Source organism: Micromonospora sp. CA-248212 (genome assembly GCF_050948405.1).
GTDB lineage: Bacteria > Actinomycetota > Actinomycetes > Mycobacteriales > Micromonosporaceae > Micromonospora.
The window spans coordinates 2,167,849-2,194,785 of sequence record NZ_CP192023.1; the positions used below are offsets into that span (position 1 = coordinate 2,167,849).

A 26,937-nucleotide genomic window follows, 5' to 3' on the forward strand; every position below is an offset into this window, starting at 1 on the left:
CTGGGCCCAGTCGCGGCGGTGCGCCTGGGCGACCGCCGCGACGACCTCGTCCTTCGTTCGTGGGTCGGTCACGTCAACCGTGGTCGACCACCGGGCGGATCTCCACACCGCTGTGCGACGCGCGCACCTCGGGGAGCAGTTTCGCCAACGACAGCACCTCGTCCAGGTCGGTGGCCTCGATCAGGTAGTAGCCGCCGAGCGCCTCCTTGGTCTCCAGGAACGGGCCGTCGGTCGTCGTGATCTGCCCCATCGAGTCCGAGCGCAGCGTGGTGGCCGTGGGCGACATCTCCAACTGCTTTCCGTCGATGATCTGAGTCCCAGCCTTCTCGGCGAACGCCGCGTGCGCGGCGTCGTGTGCCTTCCACTGCTCGTCGGTCATCGCCTCCCACTGCTGGGCGTCGCCGTAGATCAGAATCATGTACTTGGCCATGGCTCAAGTCCCGTCCGTGTGCCGGCCCCCTCGGTGGTGGGCCCCTACACTACGACGGCTCGGGCGGGCGGTAGATCGACAGCCATGCCGCACAGTTCGATCCTGGACTTCGCGGCGATCGGGCTACGGCTGGTTCCCGACGATGCCCTACACCTGAGCGCCCTCGTCCGACACGATCTCGACGTACCCGTCGGCGCCGTGCACCCGGATCCGCTGCCCGTTCCGGATGAGCCTGGTCGCGTCCGGCACGCCGACGACGGCGGGCAGGCCGTACTCCCGGGCGATGACCGCCCCGTGGGTCATGAGGCCACCCACCTCGGTGACCAGTCCGGCGACCGCCACGAACAGCGGCGACCAGCTCGGGTCGGTGTACGCGGTGACCAGGATGTCGCCCGGTTCCAGGTCGGCCTCGGCCAGGTCGGGAAGGACGCGGGCGCGACCCTCGACGATCCCGTCGGAGACGCCGAGACCGACAAGCGCGCCGGCCGGCACGTCATCGCGTCGGTACGCCCCGGAGATGCCCTCTCCCTCCGAGGTGAGCACCCGCGGCGGGGTGAGCCTCTGGTGCGTCCGGAACGCCTCCCTGCGCCGCTCGACGAGGTGATCGTCGATCCGGTGCGTCCGCACGAAGTCGTGCAGCTCGGCGAAGGTGAGGTAGAAGATGTCGTCGATCTGGCGCAGCACGCCCGCCCGCAGGAGGCGTTCCGCCTCCCGCAGCAGGGCCTGCTTGTACACGAGGTAGCGGCTGATGATCGCGTACTTCGGGTACTCCCGGTACCCGATGAAGGTGCGAACCCGGTCGATCATCCGTGCGGTCTCGTCGGCCTTGCGCACCCCGTCCGGCAGGGCACGCAGGCGTTCCAGCAGCTCCTCGCGCTTGCGCTGGGCCTCCTCGCGCCCCTGCGCGAAGCGCCGTGCGGCCGCGCCGCGCTCGTGCAACCTGATGTTGTCGAGGATCAGGGGTACGAGCGTGGTGGGGCGTTCGGCCCAGCGCGGCCTCGTGATGTCGATCTCGCCGACGCAGCGCATCCCGTACCGGTCGAGATAGGCCCGGATGGCGTCGCGCGCCTGGCTGCCGCCCGGCAGTCTCGGCAGCTCGTCGAGGAAGCCGTCGTCGTCGACGTCCCGCAGGAACGCCACCACCTCGGGGTACGGGCGGATCGCGTCCGCGACGTCGAGCAGCGCCAGGCCCATCTCCGACGTGATGTTGCCGGGGGCCGACAGGGTGAGGGTGTCGGCGGCGTTCCGCTCACCCAGCCAACCGGCGAGCTGTTCGTTGAGCCACCAGGTGGCCTCCATCCCCGCCATGATCGCCTGCATGCTCAATGGATCGGCGAGCAGCCGCTTGTGCTCCTCGAATGCCGTGAGCAGGAAGTCGAACAGTGCCGGTCCGGTCACCGTCGCGATGTCACGCCGCAGCGCGGCGAGGGACGTCCGGCTGCGCTCGACCAGTTCGGTGACGATGGCCGGATCGTTCTCGATCGTGGCCGGCGCGCCGCCCAGCCGGGGGACACGGGGAGCGTCGTCGGTCAGCGTCGGTACGAAGTCGGGGCGGGCGAGCAGGGTCTCCAGCGCGTCCCGGGTCAACGGATCTGACCTGCCCGCCATCTCGAGGAAGCCGGCGCGGCTCGCGGGCGACGCCAGGATTCCGGTGGCGTCCACGAAGAGCCGCCCACCGGCCTCGTGCATCGGCGCCATCGCCGTGAGCTGCCACATGGACAGCCCCAGCGGCTTCATGGCGTCGGTCATCATCTGCTGATGTCCCACGGACAGGTAGACGTGGTTCGCCCCGTCCCCGGCGGCGGCGGGTACCGGGAACAGCGTGGTGATCGGCCGGCTCTGGACGATCTGGGCGTCGCCGTCGGACAGGCACCACTCGATGTCCTGCGGGCAACCGAAGGCCGCCTCGATGCGCCGCCCCACCCGTACCAGTCGCAGGACCTGGTCGTCCGTCAGCGCCGGCTGGCCCTGCCGGTCCGCGCTGATCGTCTGTCGGTCGGTGCCGCCGCCGGGGAGGGCGTTGATGGCGAGGCGCTTGACGGCGATCGACCGGTCGACGATCGCGTCGTCGCGCACCCGGTAGGCGTCCGGGTTCACGAGCCCGGAGACCAGCGCCTCGCCGAGACCGAAGCTGGCCTCCACGGAGGCGACCTTCCGGTTGGACGTGACCGGATCGGCCGTGAACAGCACGCCGGCCGCCTGCGGGAACACCATCTTCTGCACCACGACCGCGAGGTGGACCGTCCGGTGGTCGATGCCGTTGCGCTGCCGGTAGCTGACGGCCCGCTCGGTGAAGAGCGAGGCCCAGCACCGGCTGACGTGCGCGAGGACGGCCTCCGCGCCCCGGACGTTCAGGTAGGTGTCCTGCTGGCCCGCGAAGGAGGCCGTCGCGAGGTCCTCCGCGGTGGCGCTGGACCGGACGGCGTAGGCCGTGTCGGCGCCGTGGCGGCGCAGGGCCGCGCCGATCGCCGTCACCACCTCGTCGGGCGGGACGATGGCTTCGATGATTCGGCGGATCTCCGCGCTGAGGTCGCGGATCGTGTCCCGGTCGTCCGCCGCGAGGCGCGACAGGCGGTCGAGGTGATCAGCCATCGCGGGCGCCTCGGCCACGACCCGTCGGAACGCGTCGGTCGTCACACAGAAGCCGGGCGGTACGCGGACGCCGTCGATCCGTGTCAGCGCCCCCAGTCGGGCGCCCTTGCCGCCGACGAGCGCGACCTGCGTCTCGTCGACCTCGTCGAGATCCCACACGTACCGGTCCGTCATCGCGCCACCTCGGCCCGCACGGTCGGCGTGAACACTCGCGTCCTGCACAACACACCCACGTGGTGCCCCGATTCTTCGCATCGTTCCGTCTCCGGCCGACGATTCTGCGTCACGACCGGGGTCTTGCGGCAAGGCCCCGGTCGCGATATACGTTTAAGTGGGAGCGGATACCGGTGGCGTTTTCCGGCCACGAATGAAAATCGCGAAAGAGCGGCGCGGTCCCGCCCCGAAAGCACGAGAGGGAGCTGCCGTGACAGCGGTCAGGCAAATCCTCTTCGTCCAGGGCGCCGGCCCCGGCACGTACGACGAGTGGGACAGCCGGATGGTCGACAGCCTGCGGCGCGAGCTCGGTGACTCGTACGACGTCCGCTATCCACGCCTGCCCGACGAGGGCGATCCGCGCTACGCCACCTGGAGCGCCGCCGTTCGCCGGGAGATCGCGGCCCTGGACGACGGCGCGGTCGTGATCGGCCATTCGGTGGGCGGGGCGATTCTCGCGCACGTGCTCGCCGAGCGGCCACCGGAGCGTGAGCTGGCGCTGATCGTCCTGGTCGCAGCTCCGTTCGTCGGAGCGGGCGGTTGGCCCGGCGACGAGTTCGAGTTGCCGGGCGACCTCGGTGCCAGGCTGCCGCGCGGCGTGCCGGTGCGGGTGTTCCACGGCCTCGGGGACGAGACGGTGCCGCCGTCGCACGCCGATCGTTACGCGCGGGCGCTGCCGCAGGCGCTCCTGTACCGGCTCCCGGGGCGCGACCATCAGCTCGACGACGACCTCGGCGAGGTGGCGCGGGTGATCACCCGGGACGTCGCGTCCGCACGCTGACCCCACTCCGTCAGGCGGGGCGGTGGACATCACTTTGACGGGTGTGGCTAATAGGATTAGCCTCTAGCTAAGACGATTAGCTAGGAGGCTTCGATGACCGAGTACCTGAACGTGGACGGCGGCACCCTGGCGTACGAGGTGACCGGCGCCGGGCCGCTCGTCGTGCTTGCCCACGGCATGGGTGACAGCCGCGAGGCGTACCGCTTCGTTGTGCCGCGCCTGGCGGCCGCCGGCTACCGGGTGGCCGCGGTCGACCTGCGCGGTTGTGGCGAGTCGAGCGTCGGATGGCGCTCCTACAGTCGCACCGACATCGCGGGTGATCTGCTCGCCATCATCCGCCACCTGGGCGGCCCGGCCGTGCTGGTCGGTCACTCGATCTCCGGCGGGGCCGCCACCATCGCCGCCGCCCGTGCCCCCGAGTTGGTCGCCGGCGTCGTCGAACTGGCCCCCTTCACCCGCAAGCAGTCGATCAAGCTGGGTGACCTGCGGGTCTCCCGTTACCGCAGGGGCATCGCCCGGCTGCTCGGCACCGGCCTGTTCGGCAGCGTCCGGCTCTGGCGCAGCTATCTCGACGTGGCCTACCCGGGCCGCAAGCCGGCCGACTGGGCCGCCCGCACGGCCCGGATCGACGCCATGATGCGCGAGCCCGGCCGGATGGCGGCGATGCGTGGGATGGGTCGGTCGGCGCCGACCGACGCCGGGGCGCAACTGGGTAACGTCCGCTGTCCGGTCCTGATCGTCGAGGGCGCGCTCGACCCGGACTGGGCCGACCCGCGCGCCGAGGGCGAGGCCATCGTGGCCGCGCTGCCGAGCGGGCGGGGGCGGCTCGAGATGGTCGAGGGCGCGGGTCACTACCCGCACGTGCAGTACCCCGACGAGGTGGTGACCCTCTTGCTCGCCTTCCTGGGCGCGCACGCCCCCGCCTGATCGGCGGTCAGGCCAGCAGTTGCTCCCGCATCCGCGCGCCCAGGTTGAACCGTCCCACCGGATGTCCGGCGTGCGGATCGTGGACGTCGAGGCTGTTGTTGCGGCGCATCAGCGCGCGGACCGGCGGCGGCAGTCGCGGTGGGTCGTCCATGGCCGCGAGGATCTGCGCGGCGCTCGCGATCAGTCGATCGACCAGGGCTGCCCCGTCGGTGTCCACCCGCACCCGGCCGTACTCCCAGCCGGCGGTGGTGAGGTCGAGCACCTCGAACATGTGGGTCACCAGCGGCGCCGGATCGGTCACCCGATCGAGCCGGGCCGCGCGACCGCCGACCACCGCGACAGCGGCGGCCACCTGTGCGTACGGGTGGAAGCCGCAGGGCAGCGCGAACAGCGGCCAGCGCAGTCCGGGGCCGGCCTCCGACCACAGTTGCCGGTAGTTGCGCCGGTGCACGAGGAGTCGCCGGCCCGTCCGACGGTGGATGTCCTGGGCCTGCGCCCGAAGATCGAGGTGTGCCTCGTCGGCGACCTGGTGCAGGACCCGGGCCGCGACCACCAGCCCGTCGTCCCCGCTCAGCATCCCGGTCGCCGCCTCGACCTGCGCGGGGAACGGGGTCCGTGCCCGCGGGCCGTATCCGTGCTGGAGGTCTCGCAGCAGCGTCTGCTGCCGCTCCGGGTCGAGCTGGATCCGCCCGCCGCCCAGCAGCCGCTGGAGCCAACGCATGTCGCCTCGTTTCAGCAGAGCCGTCCCGAACTGTCGCCATGCTATGCGGCGGGGGATCATCGCGTGTCGCAGGGGTGTGTGGTGAAGGCGAAATCCACATTCCAGCGTGTCATTTAGTGAGGCCTATCTATATTGACGTCTATCGCCGACCGGGGACAGGATCTCGGCACCACCACCACCGCGATCTCCCTTGGGAGGCGTCATGTCCCGTCCCCGCCTGCCGCTCCTGCGGGCAGCCGCCCGAGTGGCCGCACTCGCCACGGCCACCGTCGGCGTCCTGCTCGCCGTCACCACACCCGCCAGCGCCGCGGTCCCCTCCGGCCGCTACGTCGCGCTGGGCGACTCGTACACCGCAGGTCCCCTGATCCCGACCCAGGTGGACCTCAACTGTCTACGGTCGAACCGCAACTATCCCTCCCTGGTGGCCGCGGCCGCCGGCTCGACGTCGTTCGCGGACGTGAGCTGCTCCGGGGCCACGACCGACGACATCCTCTACGGCGGCAGTGGTCAACTGGGCATCAACCTGCCACCGCAGCTCAACGCGGTCACCTCGAGCACGTCGTTGGTGACGGTGCAGATCGGCGGCAACGACATCGGCTTCTCCGGCATCATCGGCGAGTGCGCGGAGGCGAGCCTCAGCAGTCCCCTCGGCTCGCCGTGCAAGAACCGGTACACGGCCGGCGGCACCGACCAGTTGCAGGCCCGGATCGCGGCGACGGTGCCGAAGGTGACCACCGTGCTCCAGTCGATCCGCCGGGCCGCGCCCAGCGCGCGCGTCGTCGTCCTCGGCTATCCGGCGATCCTGCCCGACAGCGGGTACGGCTGCTGGCCGGTGGTGCCGATCGCGTACCAGGACGTGCCGTACCTGCGTGGCATCGAGAAGTCGCTCAACGCCATGCTGGCCAGCGCCGCGGGCGCGAACGGCGCCACCTACGCCGACGTCTACACGCCGTCGATCGGTCGGGACGCGTGCAAGAGCAGCGGCACCCGTTGGGTCGAGGGCCTGGTGCCGCAGAACTCCGCCGCGCCCTTTCACCCGAACGCCCGTGGTGAGCAGGGCATGAGCACCGCGCTGCTCGCCACCCTGAGCTGACCGGGCGCGACCGCCGCAGCCGGCCCCGCCGTACGACGGCGGGGCCGGACCGTCCGCACCGCCACCGCCGGGCACTGTCGGAGGTCCGTGCCAGGATCCTCGCCGTGGCTGGATGGGTGTACAACGACCGCCCCGCGGGCGTCCGCTTCCTGACCGAGCGGGTCGCCGAGCCGGGGCGCGCCGAGATCGAGGCCGAGATCTGGGACTGGGTCGTGCGCGGCTCCGACGACCCCGACGACTTCGTGGACTACCTCGACGGGGACGACGAGCGACACGGCGCCACCGACGACGACCTGAGATCGGCGTACGAGAGGGCGCTGACCGCCCGCCGCGAGCAGCAGCAGGGTTGGGGCGCGGTGCGCAGCAACCTGAACCGCGCGTTCGCCGAGCTCACCGAGGTCGGCGTGGTGGCCCGGGAAAACTTCAGCTGCTGCGGCACCTGCGCGTCCGCCGAGATCCACGACGAGCGCGACGACTCGCGGCACTGGCAGGGCTACCTGTGGTACCACCAGCAGGACACGGAGTCGCTGCTCGCCAGCGAGGACGGCGAGGTCTACCTCGGCTACGGCGTCTATCCGGCGGCGGATTTCGACGAGGCCGCCTACTCGGCCCTGCCGGAGGCCGAGCAGCAGGCCCGTTACCAGGCCGACCTGGAACGCCTACTGGACGAGGTCGCCTTCCCGATGCTCCGCCGGCACGGCATGCGGGTGGAGTGGAACCGCAGGCAGTCGCAGCGGGTCCGGGTGACCGGCGCGCAGTGGTACGCGCCCCTGCCGAGCGTCTGAGGCGGGTCGCGCGCCAGCCCTCACCGCCGTCGGTGGTCGTTGAGGCGGGCGGCCTGGCGGGTCAGGTGGTCCCGCTCGGCCAGGTTGGCCGCCTTACGGGCCGCCTCGGCGTAGAGCCGCGCCGCCGTCGCCAGGTCACCGGCGCGTTCGTGCAGGTACGCGGCCACCGCCGTGTACCGGGGCAGCGAGTCGTCCAACGCGGCGAGGGCCGCCAGCCCGGCTCGGGCACCGTCGGCCGCGCCGACCGCCACGGCGCGGTTGAGCCGGACGACCGGGCTGTCGGTCAGGCGTGCGAGCTCGTCGTACCACTCGACGATCTGCACCCAGTCGGTCTCCTCGGCGGTGGGAGCGTCGGCGTGCAGCGCCGCGATGGCGGCCTGCGCCTGGAACTCGCCGAGCCGGTCGCGGGCGAGGGCCGCCTGGAGGACGCCGACGCCCTCGGCGATGGCGGTCGTGTCCCATCGGTCGCGGTCCTGCTCCGCGAGCGGCACCAGGCTGCCGTCGGGGGCGATCCGGCTGGCACGGCGGGCGTGGTGCAGCAGCATGAGGGCGAGCAGTCCCGCCACCTCGGGATGGTCGATGGCGACCGCGAGCTGCCGGGTGAGCCGGATGGCCTCGGCGGCGAGGTCGACGGCACCGGTGTAGCCCTCGTTGAACACCAGGTAGAGCACGCGCAGCACGGTGGTCACGTCGCCGGGCTGGTCGAATCGTACGGTGGAGACGGTGCGTTTGGCCCGGCTGATGCGCTGCGCCATGGTCGCCTCGGGCACCAGGTAGGCCTGGGCGATCTGCCGGGTGGTCAGCCCTCCGACGGCGCGCAACGTGAGCGCGACCGCCGACGACGGCGTCAGCGAGGGGTGGGCGCAGAGGAAGTAGAGCGCAAGGGTGTCGTCCACCCCGCTCGTGGGACCGGGCGTCGGCTCGGTGTCCACGACGTCCTCCCGACGACGACGGGCGGCGTCCGCGCGGGCGGTGTCGAGGAACCGACGCCACGCCACGGTGATCAGCCAACCCTTCGGGTCGCACGGCGGGTCGGCCGGCCAGACGCGAACGGCCTCCACAAGCGCATCCTGTACGGCGTCCTCGGCCGCCGCGAAGTCAGCTCCGCGGCGGACGAGAACGGCGAGCACGCTCGGCGTGAGGCTCCGGAGCAGTGCCTGGTCCATCGCGCAGGTCACTCCGTGATGGTGGGCGGCTCGGTGAGGAAGGGGCGTACCTCGAGCCACTCGTGGATCGGCTTACCGCCCGCGCCCGGCGCGGCCGACAGCTCGCCCGCCAGCTCGACGGCGCGTTCGTAGCTGTCGACGTCGATCACCATCCAGCCGGCGATGAGGTCCTTGGTCTCGGCGAACGGGCCGTCGGTGACCGGCGGGCGTCCCTCTCCGTCGTAGCGGACCCAGGCTCCCTCGGGGGCGAGCGCCTGGCCTTCGATGAACTCGCCGCTCTTTTCCAGCCGGGCGGCGAAGTCGTGCATGTACCGCACGTGCGCCGTGATCTCCTCCGGCGTCCACTGGTCCATCGGCACGTCGTTCACTCCGACCGGACCGCCCCGGTAGTGCTTCAACAGCAGGTACTTCATCGTCGTGTTCCTCCTCGCTGGCGCGACCCGTTCCGGTCACGTTCACCCCGGGGACGACGCCGGGTGGTGGTTCTCGACATCATCGCCGAAAAAATCTTGGCGATGTCGCGGTCGGCACTGCTACCGAGGACCGGGTGGCCCGGTGCTGCCCCGGACGACGAGCGCCGTACTGAGCTCGTACCGTTCCTGGGGCAGCGCGTGATTGTCGGCCAGCGTCAACGCGAGGCGGGCGGCGGTGGCCCCGATCTCGGTGAACGGTTGTCGCACCGTGGTCAGTGGTGGCGACGTCCAGGTCGCCTGGTCCACGTCGTCGAACCCGACGACGCTGAGGTCCTCGGGGATCCGCCAGCCGACGTCGTGTGCCGCCGCGTAGACGCCGAGGGCCTGCAGGTCGTTGCCGCAGACGATGGCGGTGGGTGGTTCGGGCAGGGCCAGCAACTCGCGGCCGAGGTCCCGGCCGGCCACGAAACTGAAGACCCCCTGCCGTTCGAGGCTGTCATCGAAGCCGATGCCGGCATGATCCAGCGCGGCGCGGAAGCCGTCCAGGCGGGCCCGCGCCGCCAGGTCCTGCACCGGCCCGGTGAGTACCCCGATCCGCCGGTGGCCGAGGTCGAGAAGGTGCCGGGTGGCGGCGAGGGCGCCGCTCCAGTTGTTCGACCCGACGGCGGGGGTGGGGAAGTGTTCGCCGCCCGGGTCGATGGCGACCAGCGGTATGCCCATGGCGGCCAACTGCCGGCCGTGTTCGGCGGTGACGAGAGAACAGACCGCGATGACAGCGGTCGGATGCCGCAGCAGCAGAGGCTCCATCCAGGGCAGCCCCGCCGTCACGCGGTGGCGGAGGTCGACGAACCCGACGGTGCAGTGCCGCGCGTCGGCGACCTCCTGGATGCCGCGCAGGATCTCCAGCGCGATCGAGGGCAGCATGTGGTGAAAGAGCACCTCGACGCAGCGGGTTCTCACGGCGTGCTCCGGTCGGCGGTAGCCGTGGTCGCGCAACAGCGCCTCCACCCGCTGCCGGGTCTGTTCACCCACCCCGGCCCGGCCGTTGAGGACCTTGGACACGGTGGGCGGGGACACGCCGGCGAGCTCGGCGATCGTGGCGACGGGCAGGTCACCCCGCAGTGGCTTGCGGGGGCGGCGCCGCCGGCTCTCGTCGCTCACACGGCGAGTCTACGATCGCGGCACCGGTCGTTCAGCCGGGCGGACGCGCCATGGGACGGTAGTCGAACCAGTCGAAGGCCGCGACGCCGTCGGTCACGTACATGCCGATGACCCGGCCGGTGAAGCCGCCGGCGACCTCGGTGGAGAGGTAGCGTCCGTCGAGTTCGGCCAGCAGCACCCGACCCTCGGTGCTCTCCACCTCGAACGTGATCATGTCGCTGGTGGCGGCGCGTACCCCGAAGGGTTCGTCGGTGGCGGCGAGGCCGGCGGCGGACGTCACGGTCGGCGGGTAGAGATCGTGGGTCCGGGTAGCGATCGTCAGGATGAGCGGACCACGGGGTACGTCGAGCGTCGCGAAGACCTGCCGGAACGGTCCCACCCGGCCGAGCACGCGGACGACGGCGTCCTGGACCTCGAGGTCGTAGTGGTGCGCCTCGTCGATGCGCAGGGTGAGTCCGGCCGTGCCGCCGCCCGGATCGACTCGCACGCTGGCGCGGCAGTCATGGTGGCGTTGGCGGGCCGCCACGATCGTCGCGCCGGCGCGGTCCAGCGTCGTACCGGTGGCGTGCAGGGTGAGCCATCCGGGCCGCTCGGTCAACGACCAGGCCGCGTCGGGACGGGAGCGGGGCGAGACCCACCCGGGTGCGAGGCTGGTCGTGTCGAAGTCGTCGCGGTGCGCGCCCGGATCGGGTGGGGCGGCCAGGGCCGGCGGGCTGCCGGCGGGTGCGGCGGTGACCTCTCGGACGGGGTCGATCACGGGCCAGCCGTCGACCCAGCGGACCGGCACGAGGAACGTCTCGCGTCCGAGCACGTGGAAGGGCGGCCACTGGCCCTTCGGCCGGATCCCCAGCAGGACCATCCACCAACTGCCGTCCGCAGCCTGCACCAGGTCGGCGTGCCCGGCCGCCTGGACGGGCAGGTCAGTGCTCCGGTGGGTGAGGATCGGGTTGGTCGGCGCGGGCTCGAACGGCCCCCGAGGGCTGCGGGACCGGGCGACCGAGACGGCGTGACCGGTGTGGGTGCCGCCCTCGGAGAGCAGCAGGTACCACCATTCGCCGATCCGGTACAGGTGCGGCGCCTCCGGGTACTGCCCTCCGGTGCCGGACCAGAGCGCGATCGGACCCTCCCGCACCCGGCCCGTGTCCGGGTCGATCCGGTAGCCGTCCACTCCCGAGGTCGTCAGCCAGCAGGTGCCGTCATCGTCCCAGGCCAGGGACGGGTCGACGTGCGGCAGGTCGAGGTAGACCGGCTCCGACCATGGGCCGGTGGGATCCGCCGCGGTGACGATGAGATGCCGGCCAAGGCTGACGTTGGTGGTGATCACCCAGAAGCGGCCGTCGTGGTGGCGGATGGTCGGCGCGAAGATGCCTCCGGACGCGTCGGCGTCGGGCGGGATCTGCAACTGGCTGGCACGGTCGAGGACGTTACCGATCTGTCGCCAGTGGACCAGGTCCCGGCTGTGCAGGAGCGGCACCCCGGGGAAGTACTCGAAGCTCGAGCAGACGAGGTAGTAATCCTCGCCGACCCGGCAGACGCTCGGGTCAGGGTAGAAGCCGGGTACGACCGGGTTGTCGTAGCCCGCAACGGCCGACGAGCCTGAGGACACAGCTGCCACCTCCGAGCGGTCGGTGCCGAGATGTCGCGGTTTGTTCGCGATAACATCTCGTGGCTCCGGATGGTACGAACGAGCTGCGTCGATGGCAAGGTGTCCGGGCGGCCCGCCGGTGGCGCGCCCCTGCGCGCCGATCCGAAACATGGTCGTCATCTATTGACGAGCAGCGTCGTCATCTACGAAGGTCTATGGAGGATGTATGGCGCGCCGCCGGGAGCCCGGTGCGCCGGGTCTCGGCTGTGAACGTTGCCAGAGGGTGCGAGCGGGCCGCGCCTGTTAACGCTAACAGCGAGCGCCCACCACGCGTCCCGGCCACCGCCGACCGTCCCCGCCAGGACTCGAACGGCAATCCGGCCGTGGGCACGTCCCCGCCATCGCGCCAATTCCGGCGGCGTCTCCAGCGGCGCCGTCCCCACCTGCGTGAGGTATCTGGCCTGCGCAGATTGGAGAGACCATGTCCGAAGTGACACGAAGAAACGTGCTACGCGCCGGTGCCGTGGGCGCCGGCGCCGCGCTGCTACCGGTCGCGTGGTCCGCCGTCGCCCGCGCCGGCTCGGTCGCGCCGCCGCAGGTGCTCGCCGCCAACGACATGGCTCTGTGGTACGACGAGCCGGCGGGCACCGACTGGCTCCGCGCGCTGCCGATCGGCAACGGGCGTCTCGGCGCGATGGTGTTCGGCAACGTCGACACCGAACGGCTGCAACTCAACGAGGACACCGTCTGGGCCGGCGGCCCGTACGACTCGGCCAACACCCGGGGCGCGGCCAACCTCGCCGAGATCCGGCGGCGGGTCTTCGCCGACCAGTGGACGTCGGCGCAGGACCTGATCAACCAGACGATGATGGGGAACCCGGGCGGTCAGCTCGCCTACCAGCCGGTGGGCAACCTGCGTCTCGCCTTCGGTTCCGCCAGCGGCGCGTCGCAGTACAACCGGACGCTCGACCTGACCACCGCCACCGTCACCACCACGTACGTCCTCAACGGCGTCCGACACCAGCGCGAGGTGTTCGCCAGCGCGCCCGACGGGGTGATCGTGCTCCGGTTGACCGCGGACCGCGCCAACTCGATCACGTTCAACGCCACCTTCGACAGCCCACAACGCACGACGATGTCGAGCCCCGACGCCGCCACGATCGCGGTCGACGGCATCTCCGGAGCCATGGAGGGCGTCAACGGGTCGGTGCGCTTCCTGGCGCTGGCCTCCGCCGCCGCGACGGGCGGGACGGTCAGCAGCTCGGGCGGCACCCTGCGCGTCTCCGGGGCCACGAGCGTGACCGTCCTGATCTCGATCGGGTCCAGCTACGTCAACTACCGCACGGTCAACGGCGACTACCAGGGCATCGCGCGTACCCGCCTCAGCGCCGCCCGCGGGGCGAGCTACGACCAGCTGCGCGGCCGCCATCTCGCCGACTACCAGGCCCTGTTCAACCGGGTGACCATCGACCTCGGGCGGACGGCAGCGGCCGACCAACCGACCGACGTGCGGATCGCCCAGCACGGGAGCACCAACGATCCGCAGTTCTCGGCCCTGCTGTTCCAGTTCGGCCGGTACCTGCTGATCTCCTCCTCGCGTCCGGGCACGCAACCGGCGAACCTGCAGGGCATCTGGAACGACTCCATGACGCCGCCGTGGGACTCGAAGTACACGATCAACGCCAACCTGCCGATGAACTACTGGCCCGCCGACACCACGAACCTGGCCGAGTGTTTCCTGCCGGTCTTCGACATGATCAAGGATTTGACGGCCACCGGTGCCCGCGTCGCCCAGGCGCAGTACGGCGCGGGCGGCTGGGTCACCCACCACAACACCGACGCGTGGCGGGGCGCCTCGGTCGTCGACGGCGCGTTGTGGGGGATGTGGCAGACCGGCGGGGCCTGGCTGTCCACGCTGATCTGGGAGCACTACCTGTTCACCGGCGACGCCGGTTTCCTGGCGGCCAACTATCCGGCGCTCAAGGGCGCGGCCCAGTTCTTCCTCGACACCCTGGTCGCTCACCCGTCGCTCGGTTACCTGGTCACCAACCCGTCGAACTCGCCCGAGTTGCCGCACCACTCGAACGCCAGCGTCTGCGCCGGGCCCACGATGGACAACCAGATCCTGCGGGACCTGTTCGACGCCGTGGCCCGGGCCAGCGAGGTGCTGGGCGTGGACACCACGTTCCGCTCCCAGGTGCGGACGGCGCGGGACCGGCTGGCCCCGATGAAGGTCGGCTCCCGTGGCAACGTGCAGGAGTGGCTCGCCGACTGGGTCGAGACCGAACGCAACCACCGACACGTCTCCCACCTGTACGGCCTGCATCCCAGCAACCAGATCACCAAGCGCGGCACCCCGCAGCTCTACGAGGCCGCCCGCCGGACGCTGGAACTGCGCGGCGACGACGGGACCGGCTGGTCCCTCGCCTGGAAGATCAATTACTGGGCCCGGCTGGAGGACGGAACCCGTGCCTACAAGCTCCTGAAGGACCTCGTCCGCACCGACCGGCTCGCGCCGAACATGTTCGACCTGCACCCACCGTTCCAGATCGACGGCAACTTCGGCGCGACGTCCGGCGTCGCCGAGATGCTGCTGCACAGCCACAACGGCGAGCTGCACCTGCTCCCCGCGCTGCCGAGCGCCTGGCCCACCGGCCAGGTCGCCGGCCTGCGCGGGCGCGGCGGTTACACCGTCGGCGTGGCCTGGACCAGTGGGCAGGCCGACGAGATCAGCCTCCGCGCCGACCGGGACGGCACCGTACGCCTGCGCGCCCGCCTCTTCACCGGGTCCTTCACGCTCGTCGACGTCGCCGACGGCAGCACACCCAGCACCACCCGACCCGAAACGGATGTCGTGCAACTCACCGTCCGCGCCGGTCACACCTATCGCGCGGCCCGGCCCGGTGTGACACCGTCACCGACGCTGACCAGCACGCCCTCGCCCACCGTCTCGCCGACCCCGAGTCCGACCGACACACCGAGCCCGATCCCGACGCCGACGCCGACCGTGTCGAGCACACCCTCGCCGTCCGGCGCGCGGGCGACGTACACGGTGACGAACGCCTGGTCGGGTGGGTTCCAGGGCTCGGTCACGGTGACCGCCGGAGCGACGGCGATCCGTGGCTGGACGGTCTCCTGGACCTTCCCCAACGGGCAGGCGATCAGCCAGATCTGGGGCGGCACGCACACCCAGAGCGGCGCGAGTGTGCGGGTGACGAACGTGGACTACAACGGGTCGTTGCCGGCCGGTGGCTCCACCACGTTCGGCTTCCTCGCCACCTCGACGGGGACCAACAACCCGCCGACCGACATCACCTGCACGACCACCTGACCCGCGCGTTCCCGCCCGCCGCCGGCCCCGCGCCGGCGGCGGGCCGGGCGTGTCGCCCAACCGTGGTCTACCCCGCCGCGCCGGCGTCCGTGCCTCGGGCCCTCGTGCGCCACCGCCATCGTCGCCACACGGCGACCACGAATGCCACGGCGACGAGGAGGGTGACGGCGCCCTTCCAGGCGCGCTCGAACCACGGTCGGTCGGTGCCGAACGCCGCCTCGCCGCTCGCCATGACCCACACGCCCACCCACGCCCACTCCCAGCCGCGCGGCCAGGAGAAATCCTGCGGCGGATCGGTGAACGCGCCGACCGCGGTGACTGCCGCACCGACGACGAAGAACAGCGGTACGCCGATATCCGTGACGAACTCCCAGGGCGACACGTCCCGATCATCGCTGGTGGGTGCACGGCCCACCAGAGCGTGCTTCAGGAGACCGCCGCGCGCACCAGCTCGACGATCCGCTTCTCCACCTCGGGGCTCCACGCGCGCAGGGCGTACGACACCGGCCAGAGGTCGCCGTCGTCGAGGTTGGCCGGGTCCTGGAAGCCCAGCGTCGAGTACCGGTAGTTGAACTTGCCGGAGTCCTGATAGAAGACGACGATCTTGTCGGCGGCGTTCGCGTACGCGGGCATCCCGTACCACGTCTTCGGCGACAGCTCGGGCGCGGCGGTGGTGACCGCCACGTGCACCCGCTCGGCGAGCGCGCGGTCGTCCGGCGCCATCTGCGCGATCCGGTCGAGGACCGCCTGCAACCCGTCGGCCTTCTTGGCGCCCTTCTTGCCCTCGGCGCGCAGCTCTGCCGCACGCTCCTTCATCGCGGCACGCTCCTCGGCGCTGAAGCCGGCGGAATCGGTCGTGGAGGACTTCTCGGACATGTCGGGCTCCCTCTCGCTCGTCGTGGTTCGGCATCCTGCCGGCCACCTGGGAAAAGGCTAGGCCCGGACAGCGCCCGGGAGCTTCTTGATTCCTGACCGGCTCGGGGCGGGGTGCGCCGGGCGGGACCTCCGGGTCGCTTCGCCGAGCGCCTATGCTCGGACCCGGGTCAGGGCGCGTCCCCGGCGGGGCAGGGATCGATTCGAGGGCGGCGGATGAACATCGGGGAGATCGCCCGACGGGCGGGGGTGTCCCGCAGCACGGTCTCGTACGTGCTCAGCGGCAAGCGGACGGTGTCGGAGGCGACCCGGCAGCGGATCCAGGCGGTCATCGACGAGCTGGACTACCGGCCGAACGCCAGCGCCCGTGCGCTGAAGGAGGGGCGTACGCGCACCCTCGGGCTGGTGATCCCACCGGCCAGCCAACGATTGACCGACATGCAGTTGGGCTTCGTCGCCAGCGTCGTCGAGGCCGCCGCCCGACACGACCTCGACGTGCTGCTGTCCCCGTCGGGAGGCGACCACGACCGTTCGTTCGAGCGGATCGTCACCGGGCGTCGCGTCGACGGCGTCGTGCTGATGGAGATCCGGTTGGAGGACGACCGGGTGACCCGGCTGGCTCGCGCTGGTCTGCCGTTCGTCACGATCGGTCGCACGGCCGAGGCGCACGGCATGAGCTGGGTCGACATCGACTACGCCGGGTTGATCGCACGCTGCGTGCACCACCTGGCCGACCTGGGGCACCGCCACGTGGCCCTGGTGAACCGCTCCGCCGAGCTGGTGGCGGCGGGTTACGGTCCGAGCCACCGAGCCCTGGCCGGCTTCCAGGCGGCGGTGGCGGAGCGGGGCCTCGCCGGCATCGACGTCTGCTGCGGCGACGACACCGCCTCCGGCGAGGCCTGCGTGGAGCAGTTGCTCGTCACACATCCGGAGGTCACGGCCGTGGCCACCATCAACGAGGCGGCGCTGCCCGGGATGCAGCGCGCGCTGACCGGCGCCGGGTTGGCCGTGCCGGCGGACTTCTCCGTCACCGGCGTCGCCGCCCAGCACTGGGCAGAGGACTTCCGGCCGGCGCTGACCGCCGCGGACGTACCCATGCGGGACATGGGCGCGGAGGCGGTGTCACTGCTGCTGGAGATCATCGCGGCCCCCGGCAGCGTGCCGCGGCACCGCCTGTACAGCCCACCCATCTCGCTGCGGTCCAGCACGGGCCCGGTCCGGGCTCGCTGATCCGGCCCGCTCCCGCCGGCCGCGCGACCACGGCGGCCGCGCGACCACGGCGGCCGCGCGACCACGGCGGCCGCGCGACCACGGCGGCCGTACGGCACCACGCCGGCCATGCGCGAACACGGCGGCCGTACGGCACCACGCTGGCCACGCGCGAACACGGCGGCCGCGCGTGACCATGCCGGCCGCGCGTGACCACGTTGGCCACGCGCGAACACGCTGGCCCGGTCAGCGCCGCGCGGCCCGGCGCTCCTGCTGGGCGGCGGCGAGGATGAGGTAGCTGCTGGCGGTCCAGGTGTACGCGCGGTCGCGCAGCCCCGCGCCGGTCTCGGCGTCGAAGTTCTCCGCGAAGCCCGATTTCTCGCAGAGCGCGAGGAAGCGCTGGCTGATGTCGTCGGCGATCGCGGTGTGCCCGGCCCGCCGCAGGCCGTCCTCGACCAGCACGGTGGAGGGCGCCCAGATCGGGCCCCGCCAGTAGCCGTCGGCGAGGTAGTGGGTCGAGTCCGTCGGCTCGGTCGCCAGCCCGTGGGTGGTGAGGTGGGCCTCGACGCCCCGGGCCAGCGCGTCGGTGATCGGGGTGGGCAGGTCGGCGCCGAGCGCGACCGGCATCAGGTCGAGCAGGCTACGGCTGGTCCGCCGCTGCCCGGTGTGCGGGCTGCGGGCGGCGAAACGCTCACCGTCCCACAGCTCCCGGAGCATCGCCGCCCGGATCCGGTCGGCCTCCCGGGACCACCGGTCGGCCTCTTCGCCCAGCTCGGTGGCGAGGTCGGCCAGGCAGTCCAACTGCGAGACGAGGAATGCGGCCAGATCGGCGGTCTGCAGGACCCGGTGGTCGTCGAACGTGGTGGCGTTGTCCCAGCCGCTGTCGTTGCCGTGCTGGTAGTGCGGTAGCTCCTGGCCGGGTGCGCGGCGCGCGTCCAGCCAGAATCCGGTCCACCGGGCCAGCCGGTCGTACGTCTGCGCGAGCGCCGTCCGATCCGGTGGGTGGGGGAGACGTCGGCGCAGGTGCCGCAGCGCCCAGCCGTGGATCGGGGGTTTGACGTAGTTGTGCAGGACCTCGGAGTGGGTGACCGAGTCGGGGAGGGCGCCCGCGGCGTCCTGGTGGTCGAAGGGCAGGTGGAACTGGTGCCAGGCCAGCTCCGGCTCGCCGGCCGCCAGGGCGATCGCGTTGAAGCAGTGGTCCCAGCTCCACACCTTGTCCATCCAGTGCTTGGACATCAGGACGGCGGGTCGGGTGACGAAGCCCGCCGGGTCGACGGTGGCGGACCACAGCACGTACGCGGCCAGTTCGGCGGCCGGGGTGTCCTCGCCGCGCCACGGCGCGACCGCGTCGACGAACGCGGCGAACTCGGCGCTCCGGTCGTGGCACACCTGGTCGAAGGCGACGGCCGTGGCGTAGGGCTGGCGCGCGGTGGCGTACTCCTCGATGGCGATCTCCCAGGGCTCGTCACCGGCGAGGTCCAGGGACCGGTCGGCGGTGCCGAGCGCCTCGACGCCGTCGGCGCGGCGCAGCGCGCCGGCCAGGACCGTGACCCGGTAGCGACGCCCGGTCTCGTACGAGGTGAAGACGTGCGAGCCGTCGACCGGGTCGCGGTAGAGGTAGCTGCCGCTGAACGGGGTGAGCGTGTCCGCCGCCGCGGCGATCCGCAGGCCGAGCTGCCGGCCCCGGATCCGCAGGGTGTCCGGTCCGTCGAAGACGGCCTCGACCCGACCGGGACCGGCATGCCAGGTCAGCAGCGCGGGCGTGGCGACGACGGTGGTGTCCGGGGCGCCGGGGCAGAGGCGTAGCACCGGGTGCAGCCCGGTCTGGTGCGACACCAGGTGCAGGTCGTCGGCGTACGTCTTCTCGGCGACCACGGGGGAGATGTTGAGCCAGGATCCCCGATAGCTGAACGGGATGTCCTGGATGGCGAACTCCGGACCGGGCGGGGCGACAGTCATGGGTGGCGGCTGCCTTTCTGTGGTGCGGGTGGTCAGTCCTTGACGGCGCCGGCGGTCACGCCCATCGAGACGTACCGCTGAGCCAGGATCAACAGCACGGCTGCGGGGACGGAGGCGACCACAGCGGTGGCCATGATGGCGTTCCACTGCTGGTTGTTGTTGCCGATGTAGTGGTAGATGCCGAGGGTGATCGGTTGGTGGTCGCCGCCACCGGCGAGGGTCGAGGCGAAGATGAAGTCCGACCAGGACCACAGGAACGCGAACAGCGACACCGTGACGATCGAGTTGCGGCTGACCGGCAGCACGATCGACCAGAAGGTGCGTAGCTGGCCCGCGCCGTCGACCACGGCGGCCTGGAGCAGCTCGTCGGGGATGCCCGACATGAAGGCCGTGAAGATCAGTACGGCGAACGGCACCGCGAGTGTGGTGTCGGCCAGGATCAGGCCGGGCAGCGTGTTCAGGACGCCGAGGGTGAGGTAGATGGCGTAGAAGCCCATCGCCATGATGATCCCGGGGATCATCTGGGCGATCAGCAGCAGGAAGCTCAGCACCGGGCCGCCGGGTGGGCGCAGCTTCGCGAGCGCGTATCCCGCGGGGGCGGCGAGCGCCACCGTCAGCGCCACCGTCCCGAGGCCGACCACGAAGCTGGTGCCGAGGTAGGGGAGCTGCTGGTCGAGGACGGCCCGGTAGCCGTCCAGCGTGCCGTTCGTCGGGAACAGGTGCGGCGGGCTGGCCCGCATGTCCTGGTCCCGGGTGAACGACACGTTGATCATCCAGTAGACGGGGAAGAGCATCAGCCCGGTCAGCGCCAGGCCGACGAGGGTCTTCCACCAGACTCGACGCGGTGACGTGGTCATCGTAGGTGCTGCCTCCGTTGGAACCGGATGTAGACGAGCCCGGCGACCAGCGCCAGCACGATGAGCAGGTTGCCGACGGCCGCGCCCGGCCCGAACTCGGGCAGCAGGTTGCCGAAGCCCAGGCGGTAGGACCAGGTGGCGAGCGTGGCGGAGGAGCCGCTGGGGCCGCCCCTGGTCATGATCCAGATGATGTCGAAGACCTTCAGCGTGTAGATCAGCCCGAGCAGCAGCGTGATCGCGGAGACCGGGCGCAGCAGCGGGAACGTGATCGACCAGAACCGTTGCCAGCCGGTCGCGCCGTCGAGCGCGGACGCCTCGTACACCTCGACCGGGATCGCCTGCAGGCCGCTGTAGAGCACCACCAGGTTGAAGGGGATCCCGATCCAGATGTTGGCGATGATCACCGACGTGAGCGACCACGTCGGCGACGTGAGCCAGTTGACCGGGTCGACCCCCACCACGCCGAGCGCGGCGTTGACCAGGCCCGAGTCGCTGTTGAGCAGCCACGACCAGGTCGAGGCGGACACGATCAGGGGCAGCAGCCACGGTACGAGGATCAGCGCCCGCAGGGTGCCCGACAGCGGGAAGTGCTGGCGGAAGAAGAGCGCCAGGGCCATGCCGATGCCGAACTGGAAGACGAGCGACGCGCCGGTGAACACCAGGGTGTGCGTCAACGTCGGCCAGAACGCCGGATCGGTCAGGACGGTGCGGTAGTTGTCCAGGCCGGCGAAGGGCGCGCCACCCTGCACGAAGGACCGGACGGTGTACTCGCGCAGGCTCAGCTCGACGTTGCGATAGAGCGGGTAGGCGTAGAAGGCCAGCAGGTAGACGACCGTCGGCGCCAGGAAGCACCACGCCAGCCAGCGGCCGGGTCGACGGGTACGGGGCGCGGCGGGCCCGGGTGGGGCGGCGTCGGCCGCCCCACCGTCGCTCCGCGTGGTACTGGAGGTCTGCGTCGTGGGGGTCATGTCGTCGCGTCGGCGCGCTTACTTGCTCGCGGCCGTGGCCTGCGCGGCGGTCAGCGCCTCCTGCGGCGACTTCCCACCGCTCAGAGCCGCCTGCACGGCGCTCCACAGGGGCTCGGAGATCTTCGGGTACTTCGTGCCGAGGTTGTCGCCGGTGCGACCCTTGGCCGCCCGGACCGCCTCGACCCAGACCTTGAGCTTGGGGTTCTCGGTGGCCTGCCGGTCCTGCACGGCGGCCACCGGTGCGACGTAGGAGAGGGTGGTGTCGGTGGTCAGGAGGTTGTCGGCGCTGGTCAGGCAGGTGACGAGCTGCTGCGACGTCGCGTACCGGCCGGTTTTCTTCTGTACCGGGATGGAGACGAACTCACCACCGGTCGGCGCCGGGGCCGGCCCACCCGCGCTGGCCGGAATCGCGATGGTGCCGTACGAGAAGCCGAGCTTCTCGGCGTTGGCGAGCTGCCAGGTGCCGTTCTCGGCGAACGCGAAGTCGCCGGTGGCGAACTCCTGCCAGCTCGTGGTCTGGGTGTTGTTGATGACGGAGTTCGGGGCCAGCCCCTGCTTCAGCCAGTCGCTCCACAGCGTCAGCGCGGAGACCGCCTGTGGCGAGTCGAGGCTGGTCAGCTGCGCACCCGAGCCCCAGAACCAGGGCAGGAACTGGAAGCTGCCCTCCTCGGTGCCGATTGCGGAGAAGGTGATGCCCTTCTTGCCCTTGGCCTTGACCTTCGTGAGCGCCGTGGTCAGCGACGTCCAGTCGGTGACCGAGGCCGGGTCGACGCCGGCGGCGGTCAGCAGGTCCTTGTTGTAGTAGAGCGCGAGCGTGTTGGCGCCGATCGGCACGCCGTACGTCTTGCCGCCACTCTGTCCCGCGCCGAGCAGGTTCTTCTCCATGCTCGAGGTGTCCAGCTTGTTCTCCTCGGTCGTGGTGAGCGCGCCGGCCTCGGCCAGGGTCGAGATGACCGGGTTGTCGACGATCAGCACGTCCGGCGAGTTGCCCTGCTGGGCCGCGAGCAGCGCCTTGTTGGTCAGGTCGGTGGTGTCGTAGCCGGTCCGCTCGACCGTCACGCCCGCCGAGGTTCCGCACTTCTTGAGCAGGGCGACCCAGTCGGAGTCGTCGGCGAACTGGGGGTACGGGTCCCAGACGAGGTAGGCGCCGCCGCCACCGTCGTCGTTGCCGGAGCCTCCGGACGACGAGCAGGCGCTGGTCGTCACGGCGGCGAGTGCTATCACGGCCACGGCGGCCAGTCGCCGCCGTCGGTTGAGTCGTGTCATGTGCTGCCTCACTTCAACTCGATCGGGTGGTGGGGTCGTGGGTTGACCGTCGCGGGCCGGACCGGGTCCGACCATGAGGCGAACCGATTCGACGAACCGGTTCGCACGAAGATAGGACCGTCCGTGTTCGGTGGTCAAGAGTTGGCCGGCAGCCCTCGTGAGGAGCACCGGGAAACACCGGCTTTACCGGACCGTCACTTCATTGACATGAGTGAGTCTCCGACCTACGATCCGAGCGAATCGATTCGCAAGCGCAGCCCTCCGGAGAGCGTCCCCCGCGCCCCACCAAGGAGCCGCCCGTGAAAACCCCGTCCCGCAGCAGGCCCGGCCGAGCGCGCGCGCTCGTCGCCCGACTCGCCGTCGGCCTGCTCGCCGCCACCACGGCCGTCACCGTCGCCGCGTCCCCCGCCCAGGCCGCCGACGAGTCGATAAGCGTGAACTTCTCCACGACCACCGGCACACCGACCTACCGTGCGTCCGGCTGGATCTACGGCATGACCGAGAACGCCAGCGGCCCACCCGACCACTTCTACCGCGACGTCAACTTCCGCTACATGCGGGCCGGCGGCGCGCAACTGCCCGGCAGTGGCTGGGTCGGCGGAAACTACGACCGCCGCTGGAACGCCACCCTCGCCCAGGCCCGCCGGACCGTCGCCCTCGGCGGGCAGTTCATCCTGCTGCCGCACGACCTGTGGGGCGCCGACGGTGCCGGCATCTCGCGCTTTCCCGGCGACAACGGCAACTGGACGGACTACGACAACTTCCTGAACCGCGTCATCGGCGACGTCCGGGCTTCCGGCCTGACCGTGCAGTGGGACATCTGGAACGAACCCAACATCACCATCTTCTGGAACCGGCCGATCTCCCAGTACCTCGAGCTCTGGCGACGCACGTACCAGCGGCTCCGCACGGAGTTCCCCAACCAGCTCATCGTCGGGCCGAGCTGCGCCTGCGTGCCGTCGACCTCGCACGCGTTCTGGAACCAGTACCTCGACTTCGTCCGCTCGACGAACACCGTGCCGGACATCATCAGCTGGCACTCCCTGCCGGGTGACCCGGTCGCCAACGTCGCGGCCGCCAACGCCACCCTCGATCCGCGCGGAATCGCGCACCCCCGCCCGTACCAGATCAACGAGTACGGGGCGTCCAACGAGCAGAACCCGGCCGACGGCGCCTGGTACATCTCGCGTCTGGAGCGGGCCAAGGCGGACGGTCTGCGCGCCAACTGGGCCAGCGCCGGCAACCTGCACAACGACCTCGGCAACCTGTTGGTCCGCAACTCGGCCGGCCAGCACCAGCCCAAGGGGGAGTGGTGGGTCTACCGCTACTACGCCTCCCAGGCCGGGGAGATCGTGGCGGTGACCGGCAGCCAGTCCTACGACGCGTACGCCACGAAGGCGAGCGGGGTGGCGAAGGTCCTGGTCGGCGGCGGTCGTACGACCGGAAACCTGGCCGTCAACCTGCAACGTCTCGACACGACGAGCGGCGTGGTGCAGAACAACCAGGTGCGGGTGCTCACGCAGCGCATCCCGTACAACAACGGTGGCGCGGTGCAGGGGCCCATCACGGTCTCGAACACCGTCGTCAACCTGTCCAACAACAACGCCACGGTGAACCTGCCGTACGGCAACCAGAACGACACGTACACGGTGACCCTGCTGCCGCCCTCCGAGGCGGGCTTCCAGTCGGTGGCGGTGGCCCAGCACTCCCAGCAGTGCCTGGACAACACCAACCTGAGCACCGCCGACGGCAACGCGCAGCAGCAGTTCTACTGCGAGGGCGGTGACCAGCAGCTCTGGAACTTCCGGCCGGTCGCCGGCGTGGCCAACACGTACACGGTGGTCAACCAGCAGAGCGGCAAGTGTCTCGACGTCAGCGGCGCTTCCACCGCCAACTCCGCCGCAGTGATCCAGCGGACCTGCCAGAACGCGACGAACCAGCAGTTCGCCCTCCGGAAGGTGACCTACTCCGGCAACGATGCGCACGACTACCAACTCGTGGCCCGGCACAGCGGCAAGTGTGTCGACGTCAACGGGGTCTCCACGGCGGCCCGCGCGTCGGTCATCCAGTGGCCCTGCAACGCGGTCACCCAGGGCAGCCCGCTAAACCAGACCTGGCGTCTCTGGGGTCGGTAGGCGACGCGCGTGAACCCCGGCGGTGGCCGCCGGCACGGACGGCCACCGCCGGATTCCCGCCGACCGGGCTTTCATTGACACTGATCAAAATCCGCTCCTACGATCGCTACGAATCGATTCGCCCGCCCCGCCACCACCCTGCGGCGCGTCGGCACACCCCGTGCGCTGCCACGACTCTCCAGGAGCCACCCTGTGCGTACCCCGTCCCCCACCGGGCCCGGCCTGGCCCGCGATCCCATCCCGAGACGTCGCCCCGGGCGCCTGGCCATGCTGGCCGGCGCGTTGGCCGGCGCCCTCGTCCTCGTCACCGTCGGCGCCACGGCCGGTGCCTCGTCGTCAGCCGCGGAGGCCGCGGCGATGGCGGCGGCCATCGCGCCGGGGCAGAGCACCACCATCGTCGGCGCGGCCTCCGGCCGGTGCCTGGAGGTCCCCAACTCCAGCACCGCCAACGGCACCCAGACCCAGCTCTGGGACTGCAACGGCGCGGCCGGCCAGACCTGGACCTGGACGTCGAGCAAACAGCTCTCGGTGTACGGCAACAAGTGCCTGGACGCCTCCGGCCGCGGCACCACCAACGGCACCCAGGCGATCATCTGGGACTGCAACGGCCAGACCAACCAGCAGTGGAACGTCAACAGCAACGGCACCATCACCGGAGTGCAGTCCGGGCTGTGCCTCGACGCCAACGGGGCCGGCACCGCGAACGGCACCAAGGTCATCCTCTGGGCCTGCAACGGTGGCGCCAACCAGCAGTGGGCCTCGCCGACCACCCCGCCGACCAGCGTCCCGCCGACCACCGCGCCGCCGACCAGCCCGCCGCCGGGCGGTGCGCGCCCGTGTGACATCTACGCCTCCGGTGGCACCCCGTGCGTGGCGGCCCACAGCACCACGCGGGCCCTCTACGGGACGTACGCCGGCAACCTCTACCAGGTCCGGCGCTCGTCGGACAACACGACCCGCAACATCGGGCTGACCGGTACGGGCGGCACCGCCAACGCGGCGACGCAGGACTCGTTCTGCGCCGGCACGACCTGCGTGATCACGGTCGTCTTCGACCAGTCCGGGCGCGGTAACGACCTCTGGTACCAGGGATCGAGCGTGGTTCCGGGCTCGCCGCAGAGCAGGCCGGCCACGGCGACCACCGAGTCCCTGACGGTGGGCGGCAGCAAGGCGTACTCGCTCTACATCAACCCGGGCAACAGCTACTGGCGGGACGGTCACCTGACCGGCGTGCCGACCGGCGCCGCGCCCGAGGGCATGTACATGGTGACCAGCGGCACGCACGTCAACAGCGGCTGCTGCTTCGACTACGGCAACAGCGAGACGACCCGCAAGGCCGACGCCGCCGGTGCGATGGACGCCATCAACTTCGGCAAGCAGTGCTGGTTCGGCGGCTGCTCGGGCAGCGGCCCGTGGGTGCAGGCCGACCTGGAGTGGGGTCTGTTCCCGGGTGGCAGCAGCTCGTGGAACCCGAACCAGCGGGCGTTCACCAGCAAGTTCGTCACCGCGACGCTGAAGAACAACGGCACGTCCCGCTTCGCGATGAAGGGCAGTGACGCGCAGTCCGGTGGCCTGTACACGCTGTGGGACGGCTCGCTGCCGTCCGGCTACAGCCCGATGAAGAAGCAGGGCGCGATCATCCTGGGCAGCGGCGGCGACTGCTGCAAGCCCGACGGCGGCGCGAACCTCAGCGCCGGCACGTTCTACGAGGGCGCGATGGTCGCGGGCTACCCGTCCGACGCGACCGAGAACGCGGTCCAGTCCAACGTGGTGAGCGCCGGCTACCGCTGACGACGATCAGGACACCGAGTCCCCCGCCGGCCGCACGGCCGGCGGGGGACCGACCTCGCTCAGCGCGATTCGTACGATCTCCAGCAGGTCGCGGCCCGGGTGGTCAATCCAGTGCTGCATGGCGACGCGCAGGGCGGCCAGGAAGGTCGCGGTCAGCAGGCGGGCGCGCAGCGCCACCTCGGCGCCGGTGAGGCGATGCGCGAGCTCGGCCGCCAACTCGCGCTCGATCGCGGTGTACGCCGCGACCTGGTGCGCGGCCAGGCCCGGGTGCCCGCGCAACTGCCGGCGTCGGGTCAGCCAGTCGTGGTCGCGGTCGCGCGCCGACTCCGCGGTGAAGTGTTCGGCCGCCCGGCCCAGCACGGTCCACGGCGGCTCACCGCCCGGCCGTTCGCGCACCAACTGCAACAGGCGGCGCAGGCGCACGGTGTCGCCGTAGAAGAGCGCCTCCTCCTTGTTCGAGAAGTAGTTCGAGAATGTCCGCCGGGAGACGTTGGCGGCGTCGGCGATCGCCTCGACGGTCACGCTGTCGGGGCCCTGCTCGGCCGCGAGGCGTAGGGCTGACTCGTGCAGGGCCAGGCGGGTGGCCGCCTTCTTGCGCTCCCGCAGGCCGGTGATCTCGTCCATCGTCGTCAGCGTACGTCGAGTGACCGGCTTCTCAATGGGCAAACTTGCCGACTGGGC

22 protein-coding genes are annotated in these 26,937 nt (G+C 71.1%); 8 read left to right on the forward strand and 14 right to left on the reverse strand.

Translation table 11 applies throughout. The annotated features are described in order from the left end of the window. Positions 1-73 precede the first annotated feature (73 nt). The gene (locus ACQP03_RS10715) at positions 74-430 is read right to left on the reverse strand and encodes a YciI family protein (RefSeq protein WP_357120556.1); all 357 of its coding nucleotides are present in this window, start codon (positions 428-430) and stop codon (positions 74-76) included. A gap of 147 nt (positions 431-577) precedes the next feature. Next, entirely contained in the window at positions 578-3,196 is a 2,619-nt protein-coding gene (gene rph, locus ACQP03_RS10720; RefSeq protein ID WP_357396601.1) for a rifamycin-inactivating phosphotransferase, read from the reverse strand. Between the two features lie 250 nt (positions 3,197-3,446). Here rph and ACQP03_RS10725 point away from each other — a divergent pair, with 250 nt between their 5' ends. Together ACQP03_RS10725 and ACQP03_RS10730 are read left to right on the forward strand one after the other, a co-directional pair. After that, positions 3,447-4,016, forward strand: coding sequence for an alpha/beta fold hydrolase (locus ACQP03_RS10725; RefSeq protein WP_357120550.1), 570 nt, complete (start codon positions 3,447-3,449; stop codon positions 4,014-4,016). A 93-nt stretch (positions 4,017-4,109) separates the two neighbouring features. After that, positions 4,110-4,943 carry an alpha/beta fold hydrolase gene (locus ACQP03_RS10730; RefSeq protein WP_357120547.1) on the forward strand — a complete coding sequence of 278 codons (834 nt, stop codon included), beginning with the start codon at positions 4,110-4,112 and terminating at the stop codon, positions 4,941-4,943. Positions 4,944-4,950: 7 nt separating this feature from the next. Here the strand turns inward: ACQP03_RS10730 and ACQP03_RS10735 are convergent, their stop codons facing one another. After that, positions 4,951-5,664 (reverse strand): hypothetical protein, encoded by a 714-nt coding sequence (locus ACQP03_RS10735; RefSeq protein WP_357120544.1) that lies wholly within the window; start codon positions 5,662-5,664, stop codon positions 4,951-4,953. A gap of 202 nt (positions 5,665-5,866) precedes the next feature. On the opposite strand from ACQP03_RS10735, the gene ACQP03_RS10740 reads away from it, so the two are divergent. Then, a complete protein-coding gene (locus tag ACQP03_RS10740) occupies positions 5,867-6,757 on the forward strand; it encodes an SGNH/GDSL hydrolase family protein (protein WP_357120540.1) in 891 nt (296 codons plus the stop codon). A 104-nt stretch (positions 6,758-6,861) separates the two neighbouring features. Beyond that, positions 6,862-7,542, forward strand: coding sequence for a DUF6891 domain-containing protein (locus ACQP03_RS10745; protein ID WP_357396607.1), 681 nt, complete (start codon positions 6,862-6,864; stop codon positions 7,540-7,542). A gap of 20 nt (positions 7,543-7,562) precedes the next feature. On the opposite strand, the gene ACQP03_RS10750 is transcribed toward ACQP03_RS10745, so the two are convergent. The 4 genes from ACQP03_RS10750 to ACQP03_RS10765 form a co-directional block, all read right to left on the reverse strand. Continuing rightward, complete coding sequence (locus tag ACQP03_RS10750; RefSeq protein ID WP_357396649.1) at positions 7,563-8,708, reverse strand: RNA polymerase sigma factor; 1,146 nt, start codon at positions 8,706-8,708, stop codon at positions 7,563-7,565. Between the two features lie 8 nt (positions 8,709-8,716). Beyond that, positions 8,717-9,121 (reverse strand): YciI family protein, encoded by a 405-nt coding sequence (locus ACQP03_RS10755; RefSeq protein WP_357120534.1) that lies wholly within the window; start codon positions 9,119-9,121, stop codon positions 8,717-8,719. A 120-nt stretch (positions 9,122-9,241) separates the two neighbouring features. Next, positions 9,242-10,282, reverse strand: a complete 1,041-nt coding sequence (locus tag ACQP03_RS10760) for a LacI family DNA-binding transcriptional regulator (RefSeq protein WP_357120530.1) — start codon at positions 10,280-10,282, stop codon at positions 9,242-9,244. 31 nt (positions 10,283-10,313) lie between these two features. After that, positions 10,314-11,888, reverse strand: a complete 1,575-nt coding sequence (locus tag ACQP03_RS10765) for a glycoside hydrolase family 43 protein (RefSeq protein WP_357120527.1) — start codon at positions 11,886-11,888, stop codon at positions 10,314-10,316. 460 nt (positions 11,889-12,348) lie between these two features. Here ACQP03_RS10765 and ACQP03_RS10770 point away from each other — a divergent pair, with 460 nt between their 5' ends. Beyond that, complete coding sequence (locus tag ACQP03_RS10770; protein ID WP_357396611.1) at positions 12,349-15,198, forward strand: glycosyl hydrolase family 95 catalytic domain-containing protein; 2,850 nt, start codon at positions 12,349-12,351, stop codon at positions 15,196-15,198. A gap of 67 nt (positions 15,199-15,265) precedes the next feature. On the opposite strand, the gene ACQP03_RS10775 is transcribed toward ACQP03_RS10770, so the two are convergent. Beyond that, entirely contained in the window at positions 15,266-15,613 is a 348-nt protein-coding gene (locus ACQP03_RS10775; RefSeq protein WP_357120520.1) for a hypothetical protein, read from the reverse strand. An 11-nt stretch (positions 15,614-15,624) separates the two neighbouring features. Beyond that, on the reverse strand, positions 15,625-16,074 hold the full coding sequence (locus ACQP03_RS10780; RefSeq protein WP_357396613.1) for an iron chaperone: 450 nt from the start codon (positions 16,072-16,074) through the stop codon (positions 15,625-15,627). Between the two features lie 213 nt (positions 16,075-16,287). Between ACQP03_RS10780 and ACQP03_RS10785 the strand changes: the two genes are divergently transcribed. Beyond that, positions 16,288-17,301, forward strand: coding sequence for a LacI family DNA-binding transcriptional regulator (locus tag ACQP03_RS10785; RefSeq protein WP_357120513.1), 1,014 nt, complete (start codon positions 16,288-16,290; stop codon positions 17,299-17,301). 225 nt (positions 17,302-17,526) lie between these two features. Here ACQP03_RS10785 and ACQP03_RS10790 read toward each other — a convergent pair whose 3' ends face one another. From ACQP03_RS10790 to ACQP03_RS10805, 4 genes are read right to left on the reverse strand one after another with little or no spacing between them, the layout of a single operon-like run. Further along, positions 17,527-19,239, reverse strand: a complete 1,713-nt coding sequence (locus ACQP03_RS10790; protein ID WP_357120510.1) for an amylo-alpha-1,6-glucosidase — start codon at positions 19,237-19,239, stop codon at positions 17,527-17,529. A gap of 32 nt (positions 19,240-19,271) precedes the next feature. Further along, complete coding sequence (locus ACQP03_RS10795; protein WP_357171492.1) at positions 19,272-20,096, reverse strand: carbohydrate ABC transporter permease; 825 nt, start codon at positions 20,094-20,096, stop codon at positions 19,272-19,274. Continuing rightward, entirely contained in the window at positions 20,093-21,064 is a 972-nt protein-coding gene (locus ACQP03_RS10800; RefSeq protein WP_357120504.1) for a carbohydrate ABC transporter permease, read from the reverse strand. The genes ACQP03_RS10795 and ACQP03_RS10800 overlap by 4 nt, the downstream gene beginning before the upstream one ends. 18 nt (positions 21,065-21,082) lie before the next feature. Continuing rightward, complete coding sequence (locus ACQP03_RS10805) at positions 21,083-22,330, reverse strand: sugar ABC transporter substrate-binding protein (RefSeq protein ID WP_357120501.1); 1,248 nt, start codon at positions 22,328-22,330, stop codon at positions 21,083-21,085. A 299-nt stretch (positions 22,331-22,629) separates the two neighbouring features. Here ACQP03_RS10805 and ACQP03_RS10810 point away from each other — a divergent pair, with 299 nt between their 5' ends. Beyond that, entirely contained in the window at positions 22,630-24,465 is a 1,836-nt protein-coding gene (locus ACQP03_RS10810; RefSeq protein WP_357396619.1) for an RICIN domain-containing protein, read from the forward strand. Positions 24,466-24,657: 192 nt separating this feature from the next. Beyond that, the gene (locus ACQP03_RS10815) at positions 24,658-26,256 is read left to right on the forward strand and encodes an arabinofuranosidase catalytic domain-containing protein (protein ID WP_357120495.1); all 1,599 of its coding nucleotides are present in this window, start codon (positions 24,658-24,660) and stop codon (positions 26,254-26,256) included. 6 nt (positions 26,257-26,262) lie between these two features. Here ACQP03_RS10815 and ACQP03_RS10820 read toward each other — a convergent pair whose 3' ends face one another. Then, positions 26,263-26,880, reverse strand: a complete 618-nt coding sequence (locus ACQP03_RS10820) for a TetR/AcrR family transcriptional regulator (protein ID WP_357120492.1) — start codon at positions 26,878-26,880, stop codon at positions 26,263-26,265. Between the last annotated feature and the right edge of the window lie 57 nt (positions 26,881-26,937).

Excerpts from the sequence above, each read along its gene's own strand:
- ACQP03_RS10715 (WP_357120556.1), bottom strand. The coding sequence starts at position 430 with ATGGCCAAGTACATGATTCTGATCTACGGCGACGCCCAGCAGTGGGAG.
- rph (WP_357396601.1), bottom strand. The coding sequence starts at position 3,196 with ATGACGGACCGGTACGTGTGGGATCTCGACGAGGTCGACGAGACGCAG.
- ACQP03_RS10730 (WP_357120547.1), top strand. The coding sequence starts at position 4,110 with ATGACCGAGTACCTGAACGTGGACGGCGGCACCCTGGCGTACGAGGTG.
- ACQP03_RS10735 (WP_357120544.1), bottom strand. The coding sequence starts at position 5,664 with ATGCGTTGGCTCCAGCGGCTGCTGGGCGGCGGGCGGATCCAGCTCGAC.
- ACQP03_RS10740 (WP_357120540.1), top strand. The coding sequence starts at position 5,867 with ATGTCCCGTCCCCGCCTGCCGCTCCTGCGGGCAGCCGCCCGAGTGGCC.
- ACQP03_RS10750 (WP_357396649.1), bottom strand. The coding sequence starts at position 8,708 with ATGGACCAGGCACTGCTCCGGAGCCTCACGCCGAGCGTGCTCGCCGTT.
- ACQP03_RS10755 (WP_357120534.1), bottom strand. The coding sequence starts at position 9,121 with ATGAAGTACCTGCTGTTGAAGCACTACCGGGGCGGTCCGGTCGGAGTG.
- ACQP03_RS10770 (WP_357396611.1), top strand. The coding sequence starts at position 12,349 with ATGTCCGAAGTGACACGAAGAAACGTGCTACGCGCCGGTGCCGTGGGC.
- ACQP03_RS10780 (WP_357396613.1), bottom strand. The coding sequence starts at position 16,074 with ATGTCCGAGAAGTCCTCCACGACCGATTCCGCCGGCTTCAGCGCCGAG.
- ACQP03_RS10785 (WP_357120513.1), top strand. The coding sequence starts at position 16,288 with ATGAACATCGGGGAGATCGCCCGACGGGCGGGGGTGTCCCGCAGCACG.
- ACQP03_RS10790 (WP_357120510.1), bottom strand. The coding sequence starts at position 19,239 with ATGACTGTCGCCCCGCCCGGTCCGGAGTTCGCCATCCAGGACATCCCG.
- ACQP03_RS10795 (WP_357171492.1), bottom strand. The coding sequence starts at position 20,096 with ATGACCACGTCACCGCGTCGAGTCTGGTGGAAGACCCTCGTCGGCCTG.
- ACQP03_RS10800 (WP_357120504.1), bottom strand. The coding sequence starts at position 21,064 with ATGACCCCCACGACGCAGACCTCCAGTACCACGCGGAGCGACGGTGGG.
- ACQP03_RS10805 (WP_357120501.1), bottom strand. The coding sequence starts at position 22,330 with ATGACACGACTCAACCGACGGCGGCGACTGGCCGCCGTGGCCGTGATA.
- ACQP03_RS10820 (WP_357120492.1), bottom strand. The coding sequence starts at position 26,880 with ATGGACGAGATCACCGGCCTGCGGGAGCGCAAGAAGGCGGCCACCCGC.